Annotated in this window: 17 protein-coding genes; 6 read left to right on the top strand and 11 right to left on the bottom strand. The window is 74.2% G+C overall.

All coding sequences use genetic code 11. The features are described 5' to 3' along the window. The coding region (locus LPU43_RS03810) for a HAMP domain-containing protein (RefSeq protein WP_229398808.1) at positions 1 to 1,293 on the bottom strand (1,293 nt) is incomplete at its 3' end. A gap of 396 nt (positions 1,294 to 1,689) precedes the next feature. On the opposite strand from LPU43_RS03810, the gene LPU43_RS03815 reads away from it, so the two are divergent. Continuing rightward, positions 1,690 to 3,777: a SpoIIE family protein phosphatase gene (locus LPU43_RS03815; RefSeq protein ID WP_229398809.1), complete on the top strand. Its 2,088-nt coding sequence runs from the start codon at positions 1,690 to 1,692 to the stop codon at positions 3,775 to 3,777. Between the two features lie 273 nt (positions 3,778 to 4,050). Here the strand turns inward: LPU43_RS03815 and LPU43_RS03820 are convergent, their stop codons facing one another. Continuing rightward, positions 4,051 to 5,523, bottom strand: a complete 1,473-nt coding sequence (locus tag LPU43_RS03820) for an FAD-binding oxidoreductase (RefSeq protein ID WP_229398810.1) — start codon at positions 5,521 to 5,523, stop codon at positions 4,051 to 4,053. Between the two features lie 192 nt (positions 5,524 to 5,715). Here LPU43_RS03820 and LPU43_RS03825 point away from each other — a divergent pair, with 192 nt between their 5' ends. After that, a complete protein-coding gene (locus tag LPU43_RS03825) occupies positions 5,716 to 7,812 on the top strand; it encodes a S9 family peptidase (RefSeq protein WP_229398811.1) in 2,097 nt (698 codons plus the stop codon). A 235-nt stretch (positions 7,813 to 8,047) separates the two neighbouring features. Here the strand turns inward: LPU43_RS03825 and LPU43_RS03830 are convergent, their stop codons facing one another. After that, complete coding sequence (locus tag LPU43_RS03830; protein ID WP_229398812.1) at positions 8,048 to 8,617, bottom strand: TIGR03086 family metal-binding protein; 570 nt, start codon at positions 8,615 to 8,617, stop codon at positions 8,048 to 8,050. Between the two features lie 31 nt (positions 8,618 to 8,648). Between LPU43_RS03830 and LPU43_RS03835 the strand changes: the two genes are divergently transcribed. Continuing rightward, on the top strand, positions 8,649 to 9,458 hold the full coding sequence (locus tag LPU43_RS03835) for a helix-turn-helix domain-containing protein (protein WP_229398813.1): 810 nt from the start codon (positions 8,649 to 8,651) through the stop codon (positions 9,456 to 9,458). A 12-nt stretch (positions 9,459 to 9,470) separates the two neighbouring features. Here the strand turns inward: LPU43_RS03835 and LPU43_RS03840 are convergent, their stop codons facing one another. Continuing rightward, the gene (locus LPU43_RS03840; protein ID WP_229398814.1) at positions 9,471 to 10,409 is read right to left on the bottom strand and encodes a LysR family transcriptional regulator; all 939 of its coding nucleotides are present in this window, start codon (positions 10,407 to 10,409) and stop codon (positions 9,471 to 9,473) included. Between the two features lie 124 nt (positions 10,410 to 10,533). Between LPU43_RS03840 and LPU43_RS03845 the strand changes: the two genes are divergently transcribed. Beyond that, positions 10,534 to 11,037, top strand: coding sequence for a DapH/DapD/GlmU-related protein (locus tag LPU43_RS03845; RefSeq protein ID WP_229399315.1), 504 nt, complete (start codon positions 10,534 to 10,536; stop codon positions 11,035 to 11,037). A gap of 95 nt (positions 11,038 to 11,132) precedes the next feature. Here the strand turns inward: LPU43_RS03845 and LPU43_RS03850 are convergent, their stop codons facing one another. Genes LPU43_RS03850 through LPU43_RS03875 form a run of 6 tightly spaced genes read right to left on the bottom strand, consistent with a single transcriptional unit; the run spans position 11,133 to position 16,743 of the window. Then, positions 11,133 to 12,674, bottom strand: a complete 1,542-nt coding sequence (locus tag LPU43_RS03850) for a SpoIIE family protein phosphatase (protein ID WP_229398815.1) — start codon at positions 12,672 to 12,674, stop codon at positions 11,133 to 11,135. 2 nt (positions 12,675 to 12,676) lie between these two features. Beyond that, positions 12,677 to 14,002 (bottom strand): sensor histidine kinase, encoded by a 1,326-nt coding sequence (locus tag LPU43_RS03855; RefSeq protein ID WP_229399316.1) that lies wholly within the window; start codon positions 14,000 to 14,002, stop codon positions 12,677 to 12,679. A 32-nt stretch (positions 14,003 to 14,034) separates the two neighbouring features. After that, positions 14,035 to 15,051: a SpoIIE family protein phosphatase gene (locus LPU43_RS03860; protein WP_229399317.1), complete on the bottom strand. Its 1,017-nt coding sequence runs from the start codon at positions 15,049 to 15,051 to the stop codon at positions 14,035 to 14,037. Further along, on the bottom strand, positions 15,048 to 15,467 hold the full coding sequence (locus LPU43_RS03865; protein WP_229398816.1) for an ATP-binding protein: 420 nt from the start codon (positions 15,465 to 15,467) through the stop codon (positions 15,048 to 15,050). Before LPU43_RS03865 ends, LPU43_RS03860 begins: the two co-directional genes overlap by 4 nt. Then, positions 15,464 to 15,883: an STAS domain-containing protein gene (locus LPU43_RS03870; RefSeq protein ID WP_229398817.1), complete on the bottom strand. Its 420-nt coding sequence runs from the start codon at positions 15,881 to 15,883 to the stop codon at positions 15,464 to 15,466. The genes LPU43_RS03865 and LPU43_RS03870 overlap by 4 nt, the downstream gene beginning before the upstream one ends. Continuing rightward, positions 15,883 to 16,743, bottom strand: coding sequence for an STAS domain-containing protein (locus tag LPU43_RS03875; RefSeq protein WP_229398818.1), 861 nt, complete (start codon positions 16,741 to 16,743; stop codon positions 15,883 to 15,885). Before LPU43_RS03875 ends, LPU43_RS03870 begins: the two co-directional genes overlap by 1 nt. Before the next feature lie 162 nt (positions 16,744 to 16,905). On the opposite strand from LPU43_RS03875, the gene LPU43_RS03880 reads away from it, so the two are divergent. Continuing rightward, complete coding sequence (locus LPU43_RS03880) at positions 16,906 to 17,262, top strand: STAS domain-containing protein (protein ID WP_229398819.1); 357 nt, start codon at positions 16,906 to 16,908, stop codon at positions 17,260 to 17,262. A 10-nt stretch (positions 17,263 to 17,272) separates the two neighbouring features. Here the strand turns inward: LPU43_RS03880 and LPU43_RS03885 are convergent, their stop codons facing one another. After that, on the bottom strand, positions 17,273 to 18,565 hold the full coding sequence (locus tag LPU43_RS03885; RefSeq protein WP_229398820.1) for an MFS transporter: 1,293 nt from the start codon (positions 18,563 to 18,565) through the stop codon (positions 17,273 to 17,275). A 50-nt stretch (positions 18,566 to 18,615) separates the two neighbouring features. On the opposite strand from LPU43_RS03885, the gene LPU43_RS03890 reads away from it, so the two are divergent. Continuing rightward, the coding region (locus LPU43_RS03890) for a GntR family transcriptional regulator (RefSeq protein ID WP_229398821.1) at positions 18,616 to 19,083 on the top strand (468 nt) is incomplete at its 3' end.

Raw genomic sequence — 19,083 nt, forward strand, 5'->3', positions numbered from 1 at the left:
CACCATCGTGTTCACGGTGTTCTTCAGCTCCAGGATCTCGCCCTGGGCGTCCACGGTGATCTTCTGGCTCAGGTCGCCCTTGGCGACGGCCGTGGAGACCTGCGAGATGTTGCGGACCTGGCTGGTCAGGTTGCCGGCGAGCTGGTTGACGTTCTCCGTGAGGTCCCGCCAGGTGCCGGAGACCCCGCGCACCTGGGCCTGGCCGCCCAGCTTGCCCTCGATGCCCACCTCGCGGGCCACCCGCGTCACCTCGTCGGCGAACGAGCTGAGCTGGTCCACCATCGTGTTCACGGTGTCCTTCAGCTCGCGGATCTCGCCCTGCGCCGCGACGGTGATCTTCTGGCTCAGGTCACCCTTCGCCACCGCCGTGGAGACCTGGGCGATGTTGCGCACCTGGGCGGTCAGGTTCGACGCCATCGAGTTGACGCTGTCGGTGAGGTCCTTCCAGGTGCCGGCGACGTTCGGCACCTCGGCCTGGCCGCCCAGCTTGCCCTCGGTGCCCACCTCGCGCGCCACCCGCGTCACCTGCTCGGCGAAGAGGCGCAGCGTGTCGGTGAGCGAGTTCATGGTGTCGGCCAGCTCGGCCACCTCGCCGCGCGCCCCGACCGTGATCTTCTGCGACAGGTCGCCCTTCGCCACCGCCGTCGCCATCTGGGAGATCGACCGCACCTGGCCCGTCAGGTTCGACGCCATGGTGTTCACCGAGTCGGTCAGGTCCTTCCAGGTGCCGGCGACGCCGCGCACGTCGGCCTGGCCGCCGAGCTTGCCCTCGGTGCCCACCTCGCGCGCGACGCGGGTCACCTCGTTCGAGAAGGACGAGAGCTGGTCGACCATCGTGTTGACCGTGCGGCCGATGCGCAGGTACTCGCCGCGCAGCGGGCGGCCGTCCATCTCCAGCGCCATGTGCTGGGACAGGTCGCCGTCGGCCACCGCCACGATCACCCGGGCGATCTCGGTGGTCGGGCGGCCCAGGTCGTCGATCAGCGAGTTGACCGCCCGCTGGCCCTCCGCCCAGGAGCCCTCCAGCCCCTCCTCGTCCAGGCGCTCGGTGAGCCGGCCGTCCCGGCCGACGACCCGGCTGATCCGGCGCAGGTCGAGGTGCTGCCGCTCCTGGAGCGCCACCACGTCGTTGAACGCGTCCGCGACCTCGCCGGCCGCGCCCGCCCGGCGGGGCAGCCGGACCTTGAGGTCGCCGCCGCGCACCCGGCGCAGGGCCTCCGCCAGCTCGCTGAGCATGGCGGCCTGATCGGGCGCGGACGGGTCCGCGGCAACCGAGTGTTTCGCCGTGGTCATCATTCCTCGCTCAGTTCGGGGCCGCCGGCGCCTGCCGAGACACCGGCCATCCCATCATTGTGCCTGGACGAGCGCCGATGCCGCCTCGCGCGCCGAGCCGCCACGCCCGGCATCCCGCTCCGCCCGGCATCCCGGAGACACAGCTCACGGCCCGCCACCTCCCGGCCCGCCACCTCCCGGCCCCGGCCGTCGACCCGCCGGAGCCCGGGCGTCCCGCCACCGCCCCGGCCATCGATCCGCCGGGAGCCCGGGTGTCCCGCCACCGCCCCGGCCATCGATCCGCCGGAAGCCCGGGTGTCCCGCCACCGCCCCGGCCGCCGGCCCCTCGGGAACCCGGAGTGTCCCGTCGCCACGGGTCGGCTTGGTTTCCGCCTCGGTGCGGTGGAGGATACGAAGGTGTCAGCGCAGGCGGGGTCGGCGGCCTTCGAGGGTCCGGACGAGCGCGTCCGGCGCGTGCGGCTGCCCGCCGACAGCCGCACACCGGCCGCCGCACGGGCGGTGGTCCGGTCCGTGCTGGCCGCCGCGCGCCTCGACGACCTGCTCAACGAGGCCCTGCTGCTCACCACAGAGCTGACCACCAACGCCGTCGAGCACGCCCGCACCGCGCTGGACATCGAGGTCGTCGCCGACGACGTCGGGCTGACCGTGACCGTCTGCGACTTCGCCGCCGGGACGGTCGACGAGCTGACCGTCGGGGTGCGCAACGACAAGGCGGAGATCAACCAGGTCTCCGAGCGGGGGCGGGGGCTGCTGCTGGTCGACCACTTCGCCAGCCGGTGGGGCACCACGTACCTCCCCAGCGGCAAGGGGGTCTGGTTCCGGCTCGACCGTCCGGGCGAGGCCGCCGAGCACCGGGCCACCGGGCCCGGGGCGGGCGGGGCCGACTGGGGCGCGCCCGCGGCGGCCGGCGGCTCCCCCGGCGAGGCCCCGGGGCCGAGCGCCGGTGCGATGAGCGAGCTGATGCAGACCGTCCCCGACCAGTACGCCGAGGACCCGCTGCCGGACTTCGCCACCGACCTGCTCACCCGGCTCGCCGAGATGGTCGGCGCGGCCGGCGGCCTCGTCCGGCTGGACCGGGGCGACGGGCAGGGCAGGCAGGTGCTCGCCCGCTACGGCCGCACCCCGCGCGCCGGCAACGAGCTGCTCCGGGTGCCGCTGGCGGTGCACCGGCCGTACGCCGGGGAGCTGGAACTCGATGCGGCCCCCTCCACGTACGCCCGGCCGCTGGCGGTGCTGACCGCCGAGCGGCTCTCGCTGCACCTGGAGAACGACCGGCTGCGCCGGGCCGACGTACGCCGGCAGGCGTGGCTGACGTTCCTGGCCGAGGCGAGCGAGCTGCTGGCCCAGTCCCTGGACGTCGAGCTGACGATGGCGCTGATCCCACAGCTCGTGGTCCCCCGCCTCGGCCAGTGGTGCGCGGTGCACACCGCCGACGAGTGGGGGCGGCTGCGGCTCGCGGCGGCCACCCACGCCGACGAGTCGGTGCTGCCGCAACTGGACAAGGTGCTCCGCGACACGGGGACGGACTCGGTGCAGGCCCGGCTGCGGGAGGCGTCCCGCTTGGGCTCGCAGGTGCCGCTCGGCGGGCCGATGGAGGGCTTCGCCGTGCCCCTGGTGGCGCGCGGGCAGCGGCTCGGCACCCTGGCGGTCGGCCGCCACCAGCGCCACCGGCACGACCCGGACGAGGTGGGCGTGCTGGAGGACGTGGCCCGGCGGGCCGCGCTGGCGATCGAGAACGCCCGCATCCACGCCGAGCGGCGGCGGGTGGCGCAGACGCTCCAGCGGTCGCTGCTGCCGCCGGTCCTGCCGGTGGTCGACGGCATCGGGTTCGCCGCCGAGTACGTGCCGACCAGCGACGAGGCCGAGGTCGGCGGCGACTTCTACGACGTGTTGCCGCTGCCCGACGGGCGCTGGCTGGTGGTGGTCGGCGACGTGTCCGGCAAGGGCGTCGAGGCGGCGGCCGTCACGGGCCTGGTCCGGGACGTGATCCGGGTGCTGGTCACCGACGGCAAGCCGCTGGGGGAGGCGCTGGGGCGGCTCAACGAGACGCTGGTCGAGCGGGGCGGCGGGCGCTACTGCACGCTGGCGCTGGCGGCGGTCGGGCCGGGCGACGGCGGCCGGCTCGACGTGTCGCTGCACCTGGCGGGGCACGACCGGCCGGTGCTGCTGCGGGCCGGCGACGGGGCCTCGTTCGTCGGCGTCGGTGGCACCGCCCTCGGCCTGCTGGACTCGATCACCTCGCCGACCGCCGAGGTCGCGCTCGCCCCCGGCGACTCGCTGATCTTCTACACGGACGGGGTGACCGAGCGCCGCCGGGGCCGGGAGCTGTTCGGCACCGAGCGGCTGCGTGAGTCGGCCGCGCCGCTGGCCGGGTACTCGGCCGACGTGGTGGCCGCCCGGCTGCGCTCCACGGCGATCAACTTCTCGGTCGAGGCCCCCCGCGACGACATCGCCATCCTGGTGCTGCGCAACGACACCCTCTGAGCTGTCCCCGCCCCCGCCCCCGCCCCTGCCCCCGCCTCGCCGGGGCTGAGGCGGGGGCAGGGCGCGCGGGGTGCCGCCGCGATGTCGGCGACATGGCGGGATCCTGAGCGGCTGACCGCCCCATGTCGCCGGCATTGCGTGCCGGAGCCGGCCGGGAACGGGCGGAACCGGGGCCGGGCGGAACCGGGAATGGACGGGGCCGGGCACTGGCGGGACCGGGGCGGGGCGGGCCGGGGCCGGGACCACGGCGGGTCGGCCGGACGACGCCGGGCCTCAGAGGCCGCCGGGGAGGCGGCCCGGGGCCAGGCGCTGGCGCGGGTCGAGGTATTCCTTCGCCGCCCGCAGCCGGGGCAGCGACATCAGGTGGCCCCAGAGGTCGACCACCCGACGCACCGGCGGCGGCGCCGCGACCACCACGCACCGGCCGCGCCGGGCGAAGAGCACGGTGCGCACGCCGTCGACGATCGACGCCACCCGCTCGGCGGGCAGGGTGGCGGGCAGGGCCGCGTGCACCACGCCCCGGCCGACGGAACCCCGGATCGGGACCGGGCCGCCCGCCACGTCGTGCAGCGCGTAGAGGGCCGCGTGCAGGTCGGTGCTCGGCGCGTCGATGCGCAGGGCGGTGTCGCCGGGGCCGAACGGGTAGCGCCGCCACCACTGCGGGGCCGAGCGGTCGATGGTCGCCCCGTCGCCGAACAGGCCGAGGAGGACGTCCACCCGTTCGGCGACGTCGACGGGGTCGCCCTCGATCAGGACCGTGAAGGTGCCCGCCCCGGTCGGGGGCGTGGTGCGCCGGAACATCGAGGGGTGGCGGGCGCGGGCCGCCACCGCCGCCGGGTCGTCGGGTTGCGGCCGGGGGCGCATCCGGGCCGGCAGGTCCAGCTCGACGGCAGCCGGATCGAGCCGGGCGTCGCGCACCGACCGGACCAGGTCGCGCGCGTCGGCCGGGGTCCACACCGGAAGGCTTACCCAGACCTGGTCGGCCGGCACCGGATGCACCCGCAGGGTGGCCGAGAGCAGCACACCGAGGGCGCCTTGCGAGCCGCACAGCAGCCGGGCCAGTTCCAGGCCCGGCGAGCCGTCGCCCGCGCTGACCAGCTCGCCGTCGGCGTTGAGGTAGCGCACGCCGACCACCTGCTCGCCGGGGTCGCCGTGGTGGTGCCCCAGCGGGCCGCCCTCGTCGGCGGCCAGCACCCCGCCCACCGTCGCGCCGGGCGAGGGCGCGTCGAGGGCCAGGCGCAGCCCCGCCCGCCCGAGGGCTGCCTGGGCCGCCCGCAGCGGCGTGCCCGCCCCGACCTCCACCACCTGGTCAACCACCACCTGGTCGGTCGCGACTCGGTTGACCGCCCTCCGGTCGGCCGTCGCCCGGGGGCCGAGGTGAGTGGCCGGCGCAGGCGGATGCGGGTGCTGGTTCCCGGCCCGCCCGTGACGCGAGCCGGCGACGTGGCCGATCCCGGCCAGCCGGCCGGTGTCGAGCATGATGTCGACGTGATCGGGGGCGGCGCCCCAGTCGATCTTGGTGCCGGCGCCCCGGGGCACCACCGTGAGGTCGTGGGCGGCGGCCAGCCGGAGCACGTCGGCCGCCCGCTCCGGGTCGCCGGGCACCGCCACCCACCGGGCCTGCCGACCGGCGACGTCGTCGGCCGCGCCGGCGAGCCGCGCGAACGGCGGACCGCAGATCTCCGCGAGTCGACGGGTGACGTCCATTGCCCCGGACCGGCCGGTCGACCATGCTGCTGCCGCCATGCCGGTCATCGTACATGTGTTCGAAAATCTTGCCGCCCCGCCGCGTGCGGCGGTCGGCACGAGGCCGCCGCGACCAGCACGGCAGGCCCGGCGACGCGATGCCAGCGGGCGGCGCGGGCCCGCCACACCGGACTGTCGTGGTAGCGGTTGTCGCGTAAGTGCCGAGCGTCGCGGGCCGGTAACCTGACCGGCGTGACCACCGACATCCCCGTGCCCGTCGCCAAGCGGGTCTCCGCCGAGCGCACCCACCACAGCGACACCGTCGTCGACGAGTACGCCTGGCTGGCCGCCAAGGACGACCCGGAGACGATCGCCTACCTGACGGCGGAGAACGCGTACACCGAGGCGCGCACCGCCCACCTGGCGGAGCTGCGCGGCGCGCTGTTCGAGGAGACCCGCCGCCGCACCCAGGAGACCGACCTGTCGGTGCCGATCCGCAAGGACGGCCACTGGTACTACACCCGCACGGTCGAGGGCCAGCAGTACGGCGTGCAGTGCCGCCGGGCGGTCCGCGACGGGGAGACCGACCCGCCGGTCAGCGTGGACGGCGCGCCGCTCGACGGCGAGGAGGTGCTGCTCGACGGCAACCTCCTCGCGGAGGGGCACGACTTCTTTTCCCTCGGCGCGTTCGACGTCAGCCCGGACGGGCGCTGGCTGGCGTACTCGACGGACTTCAACGGCGACGAGCGGTACACGCTGCGGGTCAAGGACCTCACAACCGGCGAGGTGCTGGCCGACGAGGTGCCCGACACCTTCTACGGCACGGCCTGGTCGGCGGACGCCTCGGTGCTGTTCTACGTCACCGTGGACGACGCCTGGCGGCCCCACCGGGTCTGGCGGCACCGCGTCGGCACGCCGGCCGCCGAGGACCAGGTGGTGTACCAGGAGGACGACGAGCGCTTCTGGGTCGGCGTCGAGCTGACCCGCTCGGAGAAGTTCGTCCTGATCGACGTGCACAGCAAGATCACCAGCGAGGTACGGGTCATCCCGGCCGGCAACCCCACGGGCGAGCCGGCGGTCGTCGCCCCGCGCCGGCAGGGCATCGAATACTCCGTGGAGCACCACGGCCACCGCTTCCTGATCCTGCACAACGACGACGCCGAGGACTTCGCCCTCGCGTACACCTCGGCGGACGCGCCCGGCGACTGGGTGCCGCTGATCCCGCACACCCCCGGCACCCGGCTGGAGGCCGTGGACGCCTTCGCCGACCACCTGGTCGTCTCGCTGCGCACCAACGGGCTGACCGGGCTGCGGGTGCTGCCCGTCGGCGGCGGCGACGGTCACGACATCGACTTCCCCGAGCCGATCTACAGCGTCGGCCTCGACAGCAACCCCGAGTACCGCACCCGCCGGGTCCGGCTGCGCTACGCCTCGCTGGTCAGCCCCGAGTCCGTGTACGACTACGACCTGGTCACCCGGGAGCTGACGCTGCGCCGGCGCAAGCCCGTCCGGCCCGGCCCGGACGGCCGGGAGTACGACCCCGCCGACTACGAGCAGCACCGGGACTGGGCGCTCGCCGACGACGGCACCCGCGTGCCGATCTCGCTGGTCTGCCGGGCCGGCACCCCGCGCGACGGCTCCGCCCCCTGCGTCATCTACGGCTACGGCTCGTACGAGGCGAGCATGGACCCGTGGTTCTCCATCCCCCGGCTCTCCCTGCTGGACCGTGGGGTGATCTTCGCCGTCGCGCACATCCGGGGCGGCGGCGAGCTGGGCCGACGTTGGTACGACCAGGGCAAGCTGCTGGCCAAGAAGAACACGTTCACCGACTTCGTCGCCTGCGCCCGGCACCTGGCCAAGTCGAACTGGACCTCCCCGGACCGGCTGGTGGCCCGGGGCGCGTCGGCCGGCGGCCTGCTGATGGGCGCGGTGGCGAACCTGGCCCCCGACGCGTTCGCCGGCATCGTCGCGCAGGTGCCCTTCGTGGACGCGCTCACCTCCATCCTCGACCCGTCGCTGCCGCTGACCGTCACCGAGTGGGAGGAGTGGGGCAACCCGCTGGCCGACCCGGAGGTGTACGCGTACATGAAGTCGTACACCCCGTACGAGAACGTGGTCGCGCAGGACTACCCGGCCATCCTCGCGGTGACCAGCCTCAACGACACCCGCGTGCTGTACCACGAGCCGGCGAAGTGGGTCGCCCGGCTGCGCGCGGTCGCCCCGCAGGGCGACTACCTGCTCAAGACGGAGATGGGCGCGGGCCACGGCGGGCCCAGCGGCCGGTACGACTCCTGGCGCGAGGAGGCGTTCGTCAACGCCTGGATCCTCGACCGCCTGGGCCTGGTGTAAGGAAGGGCACCTTGTTAACCCCTGCGGTAGAGAAGGGCACCCTTCTCACCGCCCCCGCCCCGCCTGCCCCGCCACGCCTGCTAGGGCGGCGGGGCGGGGTCGGCAGACGGCGGCGTCAGGGTGCTCGTAGTTCCTCTGGGGTCGTACTGGTCCTGCCAGGCCGAGGGGCTGCGCCGGTAGAACGCCCCGACTCCGATCCTGGCCCTGCCGTCGGCCGGTCATTCCGGACCGTCGGTCAGGCCGGCGACCAGCCGGGGTCGCGGCCCATCCGGGCGAGGAGCCGGTCGAGCGGGGCGGCGTCCGGCGCGGCGTCGACCGGCGCGCCGAACGCCCCCATCCGCCGGCCCGTGTCGCCCATCTCGTCCATGAACGCGTGCAGCGTCGCCACCGCCTCCGGCGCGGCCTCGTACGGCTGGCCGGTGGCCCGGGCCAGGTCCCAGCCGTGCACGGTCAGGTCGGCCAGCGCCATGTCGCCGAGGGTCTCCTGGGGCAGCCCCATCCCGGGCGACACGCCCTCGACGGCGGCCGGGTCCGCCCACGCCTCGACGAGCCGCCGCGTCTCGGCGGCGAACCGGTCCCGCCAGCCGTCGGTCAGCAGGTCGGTCGTGTCCGCCCAGTCGGTCGGCTGCCGCACGGCCAGCTTCTGGAAGTTGAGCACCACCTGGAAGAGGTGCTGGAGCAGGTCCCGCACCGGGTAGTCCGCGCACGGGGTGGGCAGGTCGAACTGGTCGTCGCGAAGCGCGCGGACCACCGCCACCGTTCGCGGGGCGGCGTCCGTCAGCAGGTCACTAGTCTTCGTGGGCACCCGCCCAGCGTATGAGGACCGGATTGAACGAATGCGACACGAGCCGCGCGCCGACAGCCGGGGCATCCTCGACCCGCAGCGGCTGCGGCGCGAGGTCAGCTTCCGCCGCCGCCTCCCGGCCGCCGCGCTGCGCCCGTACGTCGAGCACTACTGGCTGGTCGACTGGGACCTGGCCGCGCCCTTCGAGCAGCGGGTGGTGCCGCACCCGGCGGTCAACGTGGTCTTCCAGCGCGACGGCGCGGGCCCCGAGACCGCCGAGGTGGCCGGCGTCGGCCGCGACCTGTTCCGGATCACCCTGGCCGGCTCCGGCCGCGTCAGCGGGGTGCAGTTCCGCCCCGGCGGCTTCCGCCCGTTCTGGCGCGGGCCGGTCGCCGAGCTGACCGGGCAGCGCCGCCCGCTGGCCGCCGGGCTCGTCGCGGGCCGGCTCCCCTGCGCGGGTACGGACGACGAGCGCGCCGCCACCCTGGACGGCCTCCTGCTCGCCTGGGGTCCCCGCGCCGCCCCGCAGACGGCGGAGGCGATGGCGCTGGCGGACGAGATCCGCGCCGACCGGAGCGTGCTGCGGGTGGACGACCTGGCCCACCGGCACGCCACCACCACGCGACGGCTGCAACGGCTCTTCCTCGACCACGTCGGCGTCGGCCCGAAGTGGGTGATCCGGCGGTACCGCGTCCAGGAGGCGATCGAGCGGGCGGCCGGCGGGCCGGTGGACTGGGCGGGCCTCGCCGCCGACCTCGGCTACGCCGACCAGGCCCACCTGATCCGCGAGTTCGCCGCCGCCGCCGGGCTCACGCCGAGCGCGTACGCCCGCCGGCTCGCCGGGTCGACCGACGGCGGCTGACGGTGGTTCCACTCATCCTTCCGCCCAGGCGGGTGCCCACGTTCGGACCGTGGGCGCGCTCGCCCGCATGGTGCGCAGGTGTTCGAGGAACGCCGCGAGTGCGGGATGCGTGTTGTCGTCGCGCCAGATGATCGAGTGGGGGTAGACCGGGGTGGGGTCGACGATCGGAATCCGTCGCAGGTCGTACGACTCGGGCCACAGGTAGCGGGAGCCTTCGCCGACGAGGGTGGAGAGTTCGGCGGAGTCGGCGAGTTCGTCGAGGAGCACGTCCACCCCGAAGCTGGGCCCCACCGTGTCGATCCGGAGCCCGAACTCCCGGCCGAGTTCGTCGTAGTACGCGCCCCACTCGGTGTCGGCCCGCATGCCCGGCATCCAGATCCGGTGCGCGCGGAGGTCCGGGAGGGTGAGGTTGGCCGCGTTCGCCAGGGGGTGCTTCGGGCCGACGAGTAGCTGGTGCCGGTCGTCGATGGCATGGGCGGCGCGGATCGGAGCGGCGAACCCACCGGAAGGCGTGGCGACAGCCCGGAAGGTGGCGTCGACGGTGCCGTCCAGGACCGCCGCCACGGCGGAGGCGACGTCCGCGTCGGGAAGGGTGACGACGTCGAGCTCGATGTCGGGATGCAGCCGGTGGAAGGCGTGCAGTGCGGTCGCCGGAGCGGTACGCCGGTTGAGCACGTCGATTCGGAGCGCGGTCCGCCCCGGCCGTACCGAACCGACGGCGCGCGACGCGACCCGGAGGAGTTCGCGTGCGTGCGGCAGGAAGGCCTGGCCGTCGACGCTCAACCGCGCGCCCCTGGCGGTGCGGACGAGGAGCGAGACGCCGAGGTTGCGCTCCAGCGCCGCGATGCGCTTCGAGACGGCCTGCTGGGTCACGCCGAGCTCGTCGGCGGCCACCCGGAACTGCCCTCCGTCGCTGACGGCCACGAACGTCCGGACGGCCTCGACATCCACCCCGCGAGTCTACGGAGACAACCGTTGGTTGTGGATCGTCGCGATCCCGGTTGTTTGCCCCGGCTTCACGCCCTCTGGTTTGCTCGTCCCGCTCGCGCCGTGGTTGTTCGACGAGAGGGAGAAGATGGGCTTCGTGGAGAGGGTTCAGCGCGCGATCCGGCTGACCGAGGAGTTGAACACGCTCCGGTACGCCGAGCAGGAGGCGATCCGCGAAGGGTGGAGTGAGCTGACGGGCCAGGCCGTCGACGAGACGTTCCACCTCATCCCGCCGGTCTACTCCGACCACGGGATCAACATCCGGATCGGCCGCAACGTCTTCGTGAACCAGAACTGCCGCTTCAACGACATCGGCGGCATCGAGATCGGCGACGACGTGATGATCGGCCCCGGCGTCGGCCTGATCACCGCGGGCCACCCCGTCGACCCGGCGCGGCGGCGAAACGGGATCACCTCGGCGCCGATCCGCATCGAGCGGGGCGTCTGGATCGGCGCCTCCGCACTGATCATGCAGGGCGTGACCGTCGGCGCGGACGCCGTCGTGGCCGCCGGCGCGGTCGTCACCCGCGACGTGCCCCCACTGACGGTGGTCGCCGGAGTGCCGGCCACTGTGATCAAGACGATCGGTTGAGCCGGGCGTCGACGCGCACGTGCGGGGCGGACCAGTTCCGCACGCGTTAGGAAGGGGCCCTTCCTATACCGAATGCGTTAACAAGGGGCCCTTCCTTACATGCGGCGGCGGAGGGCCACCACGGCCACGTCGTCCTGGATCTCGCTGGGGGCCAGCTCGACCAGCAGCCGCTGGCAGAACGCGTCCAGGTCGTCGTCCACCACGGCGGCGCAGCGGGCCAGCGCGGCCAGCCCTTCGTCGATGGTGGCGTCCCGCCGCTCGATCAGCCCGTCGGTGTAGAACACCAGCGTGGACCCGGGCGGCAGGACGAACTCCAGGTCCGCCGGGCGGTTGGCGCGCACGCCGAGCAGCGGCGCGGAGTGCTGGACGAAGTCCACCTTGCCGTCCAGGTGCAGCAGTGGCGGCAGGTGACCGGCGCTGGCCAGCCGCACGTGGCCGCTGGTCGGCTCCAGCAGCAGCAGGCAGATGGTGGCCAGTTCGTTGGGGAGCAGCGTGCGCATCAGCTCGTTGACCCGGTGCAGGATCGCGCCCGGCTGGTGCCCCTCGATGGCGTACGCGCGCACCGCGTGCCGCAGCTCCGCCATCACCGTGGCGGCGTGCAGGGAGTGCCCGGCTACGTCGCCGATCGCCATCAGCAGGTGGCCGTCGAGCATCACCAGCTCGTAGAAGTCGCCGCCCACCTCGGTCTGGGCGCTCGCCGGCTCGTACCGCACGGCGAGGTCCAGGCCGGCGATCTCGGGGATGCGGCGGGGCAGCAGGCTGCGCTGGAGGGTGACCGCGATGCGGTGCTCCTCGTCGAAGGAGCGCTGGGCCTCCACCGCCGCCGCCACCGCCTGGGCGACCTGGACCAGCACCGGCGTGCCGGCCATCTGGGTGTGCGTCGGCACCACCACGTAGAGCGGGGCCCGGTCCTCGCGCAGCTTCGCGGCGGCGACGGTCACCTGGCCGCCGTCGGGCCACTCGACCAGGCCCCAGTTGGTCGGGTCCTCCACCCACACGGTGGAGCCGGTGGGGACGCCGGTGTCGTCGACGGCCCACGGCACGAGCCGGCCCTCGTCGTCCGGGCCGGCGGCGATCCCGGCGAGGCAGTCGCCGTCGAAGGTCTCCGCCACCACCGCCGCCGGTCCCTTGAAGATCCGCGCCGCCCCGGCCGCGGCCGACTCCAGCAGCCGGGCGAAGTTCGGTGCCGCGTGCACCGCCACGGTCGTCGCGGCCAGGCCGGTGAGCCGCTCGGCGAGCAGTTCGGCGCGCTGCCGGGCCCGGTAGTAGCGCAGCACCGCGTGCGCGGTGGCAATCAGCTCCTCCGGCTCGATCGGCTCGGCCAGGTAGGCGTCCGCGCCCCGGGTCAGCCCCTGGGCGCGGTCGGTCACGTCGACGGCGTGCGCCGACACGTGGATCACCGGCATCGCCGGGTGGGCGGTCTTGATCCGCTCGCAGACCTCGAACCCGCTCAGGTCGGGCAGCCGGACGTCGAGCACGACCAGGTCGATCGGGTCCACCCCGACGCGGGCCAGCGCCTCGCCGCCGCTCTCCGCCTCCAGCGTGGAAAAGCCGGCCCGGCTGAGCCAGCTCACCAGCAGGTACCGCTTGGTGCGACTGTCGTCGACCACCAGCACGGTCACCGGGCCGCTCTCCACCGTCAGGCTCCGCCCGCGGGCAGGGTGACGGTGAAGGTGCTCCCCCGCCCCGGCTCGCTGGCCAACTCCAGGGTGCCGCCGAGCAGGTGCACCACGCGGCGCGCGTACGGCAGGCCGAGGCCGGTGCCGCCGACCCGGGTGCTCCCCGGCACCTGGTAGAACTCCTCGAAGATCCGTTCGCGCAGCTCTGGCGGGACGCCCACGCCGGTGTCGGAGACCGACAGCCACCACCGCCCGTCGCGTAGCTCGGCGCGCATTCGGACCTCGCCCCGCTCGGTGAACTTGAGCCCGTTGTGCAGCAGGTTGCGCAGCACCTGGGCGAGCAGCACCTCGTCGGAGCGGACGGTGGCCGGTGGCGGCGGCTCCTCCACGACCAGTTCGACGCCCGGTTTCGTGGTCAGCGCGCGCAGGGTGCCGCGGAGCTGGCCGAAGACCGCCCGCAGGTCCACCTCGACCCAGTTCGGCTCCAGCCGCCCCGACTCCGCCTTGGCGAGGTCGAGCAGCTCGTTGACGAGGGCGAGCAGGTCGGTGGCCGAGTCGCGGATCAGCCCGACCTGGCGGGCCTGCTCGGCGGTGAGCGGGTCGGAGGCCGAGTCGGCCAGCAGCCGGCTCAGCCCGATGATCGCGGTCACCGGCGCGCGCAGCTCGTGGCTGACGTTGGCCAGGAACCGGCTCTTCGACTCGCTGGCGGTGCGGAGCTGGGCCGACTTCTCGTCCAGCTCGGCGTAGAGGGCCACCACGCCCCGGTTGGTCTCCTCCAGCTCCTCGCTGAGCTGGTTGTACAGGGCCATCACGCCCCGGTTGGTCTCCTGCAGCTCCTCGTTGAGCACGGCCAGCTCGTCGCGTTGCTCGCGCACCTCGTCGAGGGCCGCGATGAGCTGCTGGTTCTGGAGGGCAAGCTCGTCCAGTGCGCTGCCGGGGGCGGTCCTGCCGAGCTCGGCACGCAGCTCGGCGAGTCGCTCCGGGGTCAGCGCCTGGGCGTTGGCCGGGACACGTCGGGACATCGTTACGACCGTATCGCCATCCCGGTCCACCGCGCTCAGCATGTCCACCAGCCGCGCCACCGCGCCGGACTGCGGCTCGTACCGGCCGTCGGGGAGCGGGCGCACCGGGGCGAGGTCCACCCGCAGGCTGACCGGGCCCTGCGTCTGGAGCGCGGCGGTGAAGGTGACGTCCGCCCCGCCGCACAGCCGCAGCAGCTCCCGGGCCACCTCGCTGAGGGCGGTGGCGAGCCGGACCTGGTCCTGGTGCTCCAGGCCGATCGCGGCGGCCACCTCCCGGCCGCGCTGCCGGACCACGAAGATGTCGTGCTCGACCCGGAGTCTCATCCGCAGCAACGGCGGGCCGCCCGCCGGGCCGGTCACCACGGCACCCGGGCGACCAGGACGCACGCGTCGTCGCGACGCAGCCCCGCGTCGCGCAGCAGGGTCGCGGCCATCACCAGCGGGGCGCGAGCGGTCAGCCCCGGGTAGTCGTCGAGCTGCCAACGGTCCACGACCCCGTCGCTGTGCATCACCAGGGACGCGCCCGAGGGGAAGGCGTAGTCGTACTCGCGGACGATGGGCCGTTGGTGGCCGGCGATGCCGGGCAGGGAGACGAGGCCCCGCCGCCGGTCCCCCTCGACCACCACCGAGGCGGCGATGTTCCCCAGGCCCGCGTACCGCAGCAGCCGGGCGTCGGGGAGCAGCTCGGCGACGGCCAGCGCGGCGCCCCGGGTGTGCGACATGGCGCGGTGCAGGTGCTGCACCACCGCCGCCGGGGGCCCGGCCGGCGCGGACCGGAACGCCGCCAGCGCCGCGTCGGTGGCGGCGGCGGCCAGGGGCCCGTGCCCGAGGCCGTCGCAGACCAGCACCTGGTGCCGGCCCTCGGCGACCCGGACGGCGTACCCGTCGCCGCTGACCGACTCGCCGGTCAGGGGCCGGGTGAGCCCGGCGGCCCAGGACTGCTCGGGGGCGGGGCGCGACGGCCAGACCTGCACGGCGAGCACGGTGCCCTTCCCGGGCCGGGAGTAGCCGTCGAACCAGTCGGTCTGTCGCATTATCGCGCCGAGCCCGATGCCGAGCGTCCCGGCGGTGGAGTGCCCGTCGCGGGAGGAGAGCGTCAGGTCCGCCATGCCCGGCCCGGCGTCGATGCCGACCAGCTCCACGCCGGCCCGGTCGTCGAGGCGCACCGGGCGCAGCAGCAGCACGCCCTCGTCGGCGTGCTTGACCAGGTTGCTGGTCAGCTCGGCGGCGACGATGGCCAGGTCGGCGGTGCGGGCCTCGCCCAGCCCGAGCTGCTCACCCAGCCGCTCGGCGGCCCGCCGCACGGCGCTGGCCGCGCTGCCGCTCTCGACCCGGAACCAGAGGCCGTGGTCGGACACGGCGTCCCGGTTCATCGGGACCACTTGGTGACCGTGATCCGGGTGCCCCGCCCCGGCCCGGTGTCGATGGTGAAGTCGTCGACCAGCCTGCGGGCGCCGCTGAGCCCGAGGCCGAGCCCGCCGCCGGTGGTGTAGCCGTCGGTGAGGGCCAGGTCCAGGTCGGCGATGCCGGGGCCGTCGTCGGCGAAGAGGATGCGCACGCCGCGCCGCCGGCCGTTGTCCACCGCGGCCACCTCGGCGGTGCCGCCACCGCCGTAGACGAGGGTGTTACGGGCCAGCTCGCTGGCGGCGGTGACCAGCTTGGTCTGGTCGACCAGGGAGAGCTTGCTGGCCACGGCCACCGTACGCACGAGCTGACGGACCCGCACCACGTCCTCGTCGCTCTGGATGGCCTGCGCCTGCGGGTGGCCCAGATCGACGCCAGTGGTCATCTCGTGTCCGTCGTCTCGTCGTCCGCGTCCTCGTCGCCGCCTTCGCCGTCGTCGTACTCGTCGGGCCGGGCCGCCGCGATCAGTTCCATGCCGCGCTCCACGTTCAGCGCGGTGCGGATGCCGTTGAGCGACAGGCCCAGCTCGACCAGGGTGATGGCGACGGCGGGACGCATCCCGACCACCACCGTCTCGGCGTCCAGCACCTTCGAGATCGAGGCGATGGTGGAGAGCATCCGACCCACGAACGAGTCGACGATGTCCAGGGCCGTGATGTCGATGATCACGCCGTGGCAGCCGGTGGAGACGATCCGCTCGGCCAGGTCATCCTGGAGCTGGACCGCCGTCTGGTCGGACATGTCCAGCTGGATCGAGACGAGCAGGATGTCACCGATCTTGAGGACCGGCACCCGCTCCATCAGGACTCCCGGCGCGACTGGCGACGCGAGGTCGTCACGCCGGTCAACCGGAGCACGTGGCGCAGCGCGTCGGCGAGGCTGGCCTTGGTGGCGATGTCGCCGAACTCGATCCCGAGCGCGACGATCGTCTGGGCGATCTGCGGGCGGATGCCGGAGATGATGCAGTCGGCGCCCATGAGCCGGGCCGCCACGACCGTCTTGAGGATGTGCTGGGCGACCTGGGTGTCCACCGCCGGCACGCCCGTGATGTCGATGATCGCGTACGGCGAGCCGGTGTCCACGAGGGTCTGCAGCAGCCGCTCCATCACCACCTGGGCACGGGCGGAGTCGAGCGTGCCGACCAGCGGCACGGCCACCACGCCCTCCCAGATCTTCACCACCGGGGTGGAGAGTTCGAGGAGCTGCTCGGCCTGGTCGGCGATCAGGCTCTCCCGCGTCCGCACGAAGCTCTCGAAGGTGAACAGCCCCATCTGGTCGACGAAGGAGGAGAACGCCACGTAGTCGCGCAGCGTGTCGGCGTCCGCCTCGGTCTCCATCAGCTCCAGCAGGGCGTCCTTGAGGGCGTAGACGCTGACCGCCGTCTCGGTGGCGGTGAAGCCCTGCCGGGCGCGGCCCCGGGACAGCTCGGCGAGCACGGCCCGCAGCTCTCCGGCGGCCTCGGACTCCAGGTCGAGCGCGCCGCCCTGGGCGGCCTCGATCATGCCGCGATGCAGATCCTCCACCTGGCGGCGCAGCTCCGCCTGGCTCAGCCGACCACGCAGCGAGTTGGCGACCAGCTCCACCCAGCGGTGGGTCACCCGCTCGCGGTGCTCGCTGAGCAGACCGGCGAGCCGGCTACTTTCCTCTGCACGCAACGCCACGGCAACCTCCCTCTGACCTGGACCGGGCGGACTCTACCACCGGGTACTCCCCAACTAGTTGCCTGACGGCAACGGCATGACCATCCGCACGCGAACGGGCTCCCGTTCTGCGCCGGGCCCCCGTCGTGGGATACGGTTCCACCGATAACAGGAGGTCGGCGAATGTCCCTGACGGTGCACACGGAACAACGCAACGACGTCGTCGTCGTGTCGGTCGCGGGCGAGCTGGACATGGCGACGGCACCGCAGCTCCAGGACCAGATCACGGATCTGCTGGACAAGGGCCGCAGCCGCCTGGTCTTCAACCTGGCCGAGGTCTCGTTCTGCGACTCGACGGGGCTCTCCGTCTTCGTGCGCGCCAAGAACAGTTGCGACGAGGCCGGCGGCGTGGTCCGGCTGGCCGCCCCGCAGCGCGGCGTGCTGCGCATCCTCGAGGTCAGCGGGCTGGTCGAGGTGCTGCACACGTACCCGACGGTCGAGCAGGCCGTCGCGGGCGACCCCACGCCGGCCTCCTCCTGACCCGGCCCGCTCAGCGCTCGTCCTCGATGTAGCGGGGGCGGGCGATCACCATGCCCGCGCCCGTCTGCACGACCAGGGCGGCGAGCAGGAAACCGAGCGGGGCGGTCCAGCCGCCGGTCGCCTCGTAGAGGACGCCGACGAGCAGCGGGCCGAGCGCGGCGATGACGTACCCGGTGCTCTGCGCGAAGGCGGACAGCGCGACCGTCCCCTCGGCCGTGCGGGCCCGCAGCCCGATGGTGGTCAGGATCAGCGGGAACGCGCCCTGGCCGACTGCGAGCAGGGCGACCCAGAGCGGCGCGGCGCCGCGCGGGGCGAGCGCCAGCCCCAGGTACGCCGCCGTGGAGAAGGCGGTCAGCCCGAGCACCAGCGGGCGTAGGGTCCGCAGCCGGCCGGCCAGCGCCGGCATCAGCAGCGCCACCGGCACGCCGAGCGCGGTCACCCCGGCCAGCAGCAGCCCGGCCGTCTCGGGGTGGAAGCCGGCGTCGCGGAAGAGCTGGGCCAGCCAGCCCATGATCGCGTACCCGCTGAGCGACTGCGTGCCGAAGTAGACAGCCATCGCCCAGCCGAGCCGGGTCCGTTCCGGCTTGATCCGGGCCGGCGCGGCGGCGGCCACCGTCGGGGGCGCGGCCCGCCGCGCGGCGCGGGCCCGCAGCGCCAGCGGCACCCACGGGATCACGGCCACCGCAGCCAGCGCGGCCCAGACCCCGAGCCCGGCCCGCCAGGACCCGAAGGCGTGGGCCACCGGCACCGCCGACGCGGCGGCCACGGTCGTGCCCACCGTCAACGCCATCGTGTACGCCCCGGTGACGAGCCCGGTACGGTGCGGGAAGTGCTGCTTGACCAGCATCGGCAGCAGAATGTTCGCCACCGCGATGCCGGCCAGCGCGAGCGCGCTGGTGGCCACGAAGACCAGCGCCGAGTCGGTGACCACCCGGAGCACCTGCCCGACGGCCAGGGACGCCATGGCGATCACCAGCACCCGGGCCGGGGCGAACCGGCGGACCAGCCACGGGGTCAGCGCGCCGAGCCCGGCGAACGCGATCGTGGGCAGGGTGGTGACGAGCCCGGCCATCGCCCCGGAAAGCCCGAGGCCGGTGCGGACCTCGTCGAGCAGGGCGCCGAGGCTGGTCACGGCGGCCCGCAGGTTGACCGCCACCAGCAGCATGCCGACCAGCACCAGGAGACCGCCGGTCGCCGGTCGTCCGGCGGGGGCGGGCGCGGCGGCGGGGGCCGGGCCGGGGGTGACGTCGGCGGTCGGCGGGGCGGCGTGGCCTGCGGTCGCGGTCGGTGGTGGCGGGGTCATGACCTTCAACCTACAATCATGGGATGAATTTCGGTCCGGTGATGTAACCAGTGACACCGTCGGTGGATTCCCCGCCCGTGCCGCCGCGCGGCCACCGGGTCCGGCAGACGATCGAGCAGCTCAGATCCCGCATCCTCGGCGGCGAGTGGCCGGTGGGCGGGCGCATCCCGACCGAGCCGCAGCTCGTCGCCGCGCTCGGGGTGGGGCGCAACACCGTCCGCGAGGCGGTCCGCGCCCTGGTGCACGCCGGGGTGCTGGAGTGCCGCCAGGGCTCCGGCACCTACGTGGTGTCGACCGACGAGCTGGCTCCTGTGGTGGCCCGCCGGCTCACCGACGACCGGATGACCGAGGTGATCGAGGTGCGGCGGGCCTTCGAGGTGGAGGCCGCCCGGCTCGCCGCGCTGCGACGTACCCCGGACGACCTGGCCACCCTCGACGCCGCGCTCGCCGCGCGGGAGGCCGCCTGGCGCGCCGGCCGGGTGGACGGGTTCGTCGAGGCCGACGCCGCCCTGCACACG

The sequence above is a fragment of the Micromonospora okii genome (assembly GCF_020884795.1).
Lineage (GTDB): Bacteria > Actinomycetota > Actinomycetes > Mycobacteriales > Micromonosporaceae > Micromonospora > Micromonospora okii.

What these genes read in the sequence shown, in the direction of transcription:
- LPU43_RS03820 (WP_229398810.1), bottom strand. Translation starts at nt 5,523, where the DNA reads ATGGCGGCAGCAGCATGGTCGACCGGCCGGTCCGGGGCAATGGACGTC.
- LPU43_RS03835 (WP_229398813.1), top strand. Translation starts at nt 8,649, where the DNA reads ATGCGACACGAGCCGCGCGCCGACAGCCGGGGCATCCTCGACCCGCAG.
- LPU43_RS03845 (WP_229399315.1), top strand. Translation starts at nt 10,534, where the DNA reads ATGGGCTTCGTGGAGAGGGTTCAGCGCGCGATCCGGCTGACCGAGGAG.
- LPU43_RS03855 (WP_229399316.1), bottom strand. Translation starts at nt 14,002, where the DNA reads ATGAGACTCCGGGTCGAGCACGACATCTTCGTGGTCCGGCAGCGCGGC.
- LPU43_RS03860 (WP_229399317.1), bottom strand. Translation starts at nt 15,051, where the DNA reads ATGAACCGGGACGCCGTGTCCGACCACGGCCTCTGGTTCCGGGTCGAG.
- LPU43_RS03865 (WP_229398816.1), bottom strand. Translation starts at nt 15,467, where the DNA reads ATGACCACTGGCGTCGATCTGGGCCACCCGCAGGCGCAGGCCATCCAG.
- LPU43_RS03870 (WP_229398817.1), bottom strand. Translation starts at nt 15,883, where the DNA reads ATGGAGCGGGTGCCGGTCCTCAAGATCGGTGACATCCTGCTCGTCTCG.
- LPU43_RS03880 (WP_229398819.1), top strand. Translation starts at nt 16,906, where the DNA reads ATGTCCCTGACGGTGCACACGGAACAACGCAACGACGTCGTCGTCGTG.
- LPU43_RS03885 (WP_229398820.1), bottom strand. Translation starts at nt 18,565, where the DNA reads ATGACCCCGCCACCACCGACCGCGACCGCAGGCCACGCCGCCCCGCCG.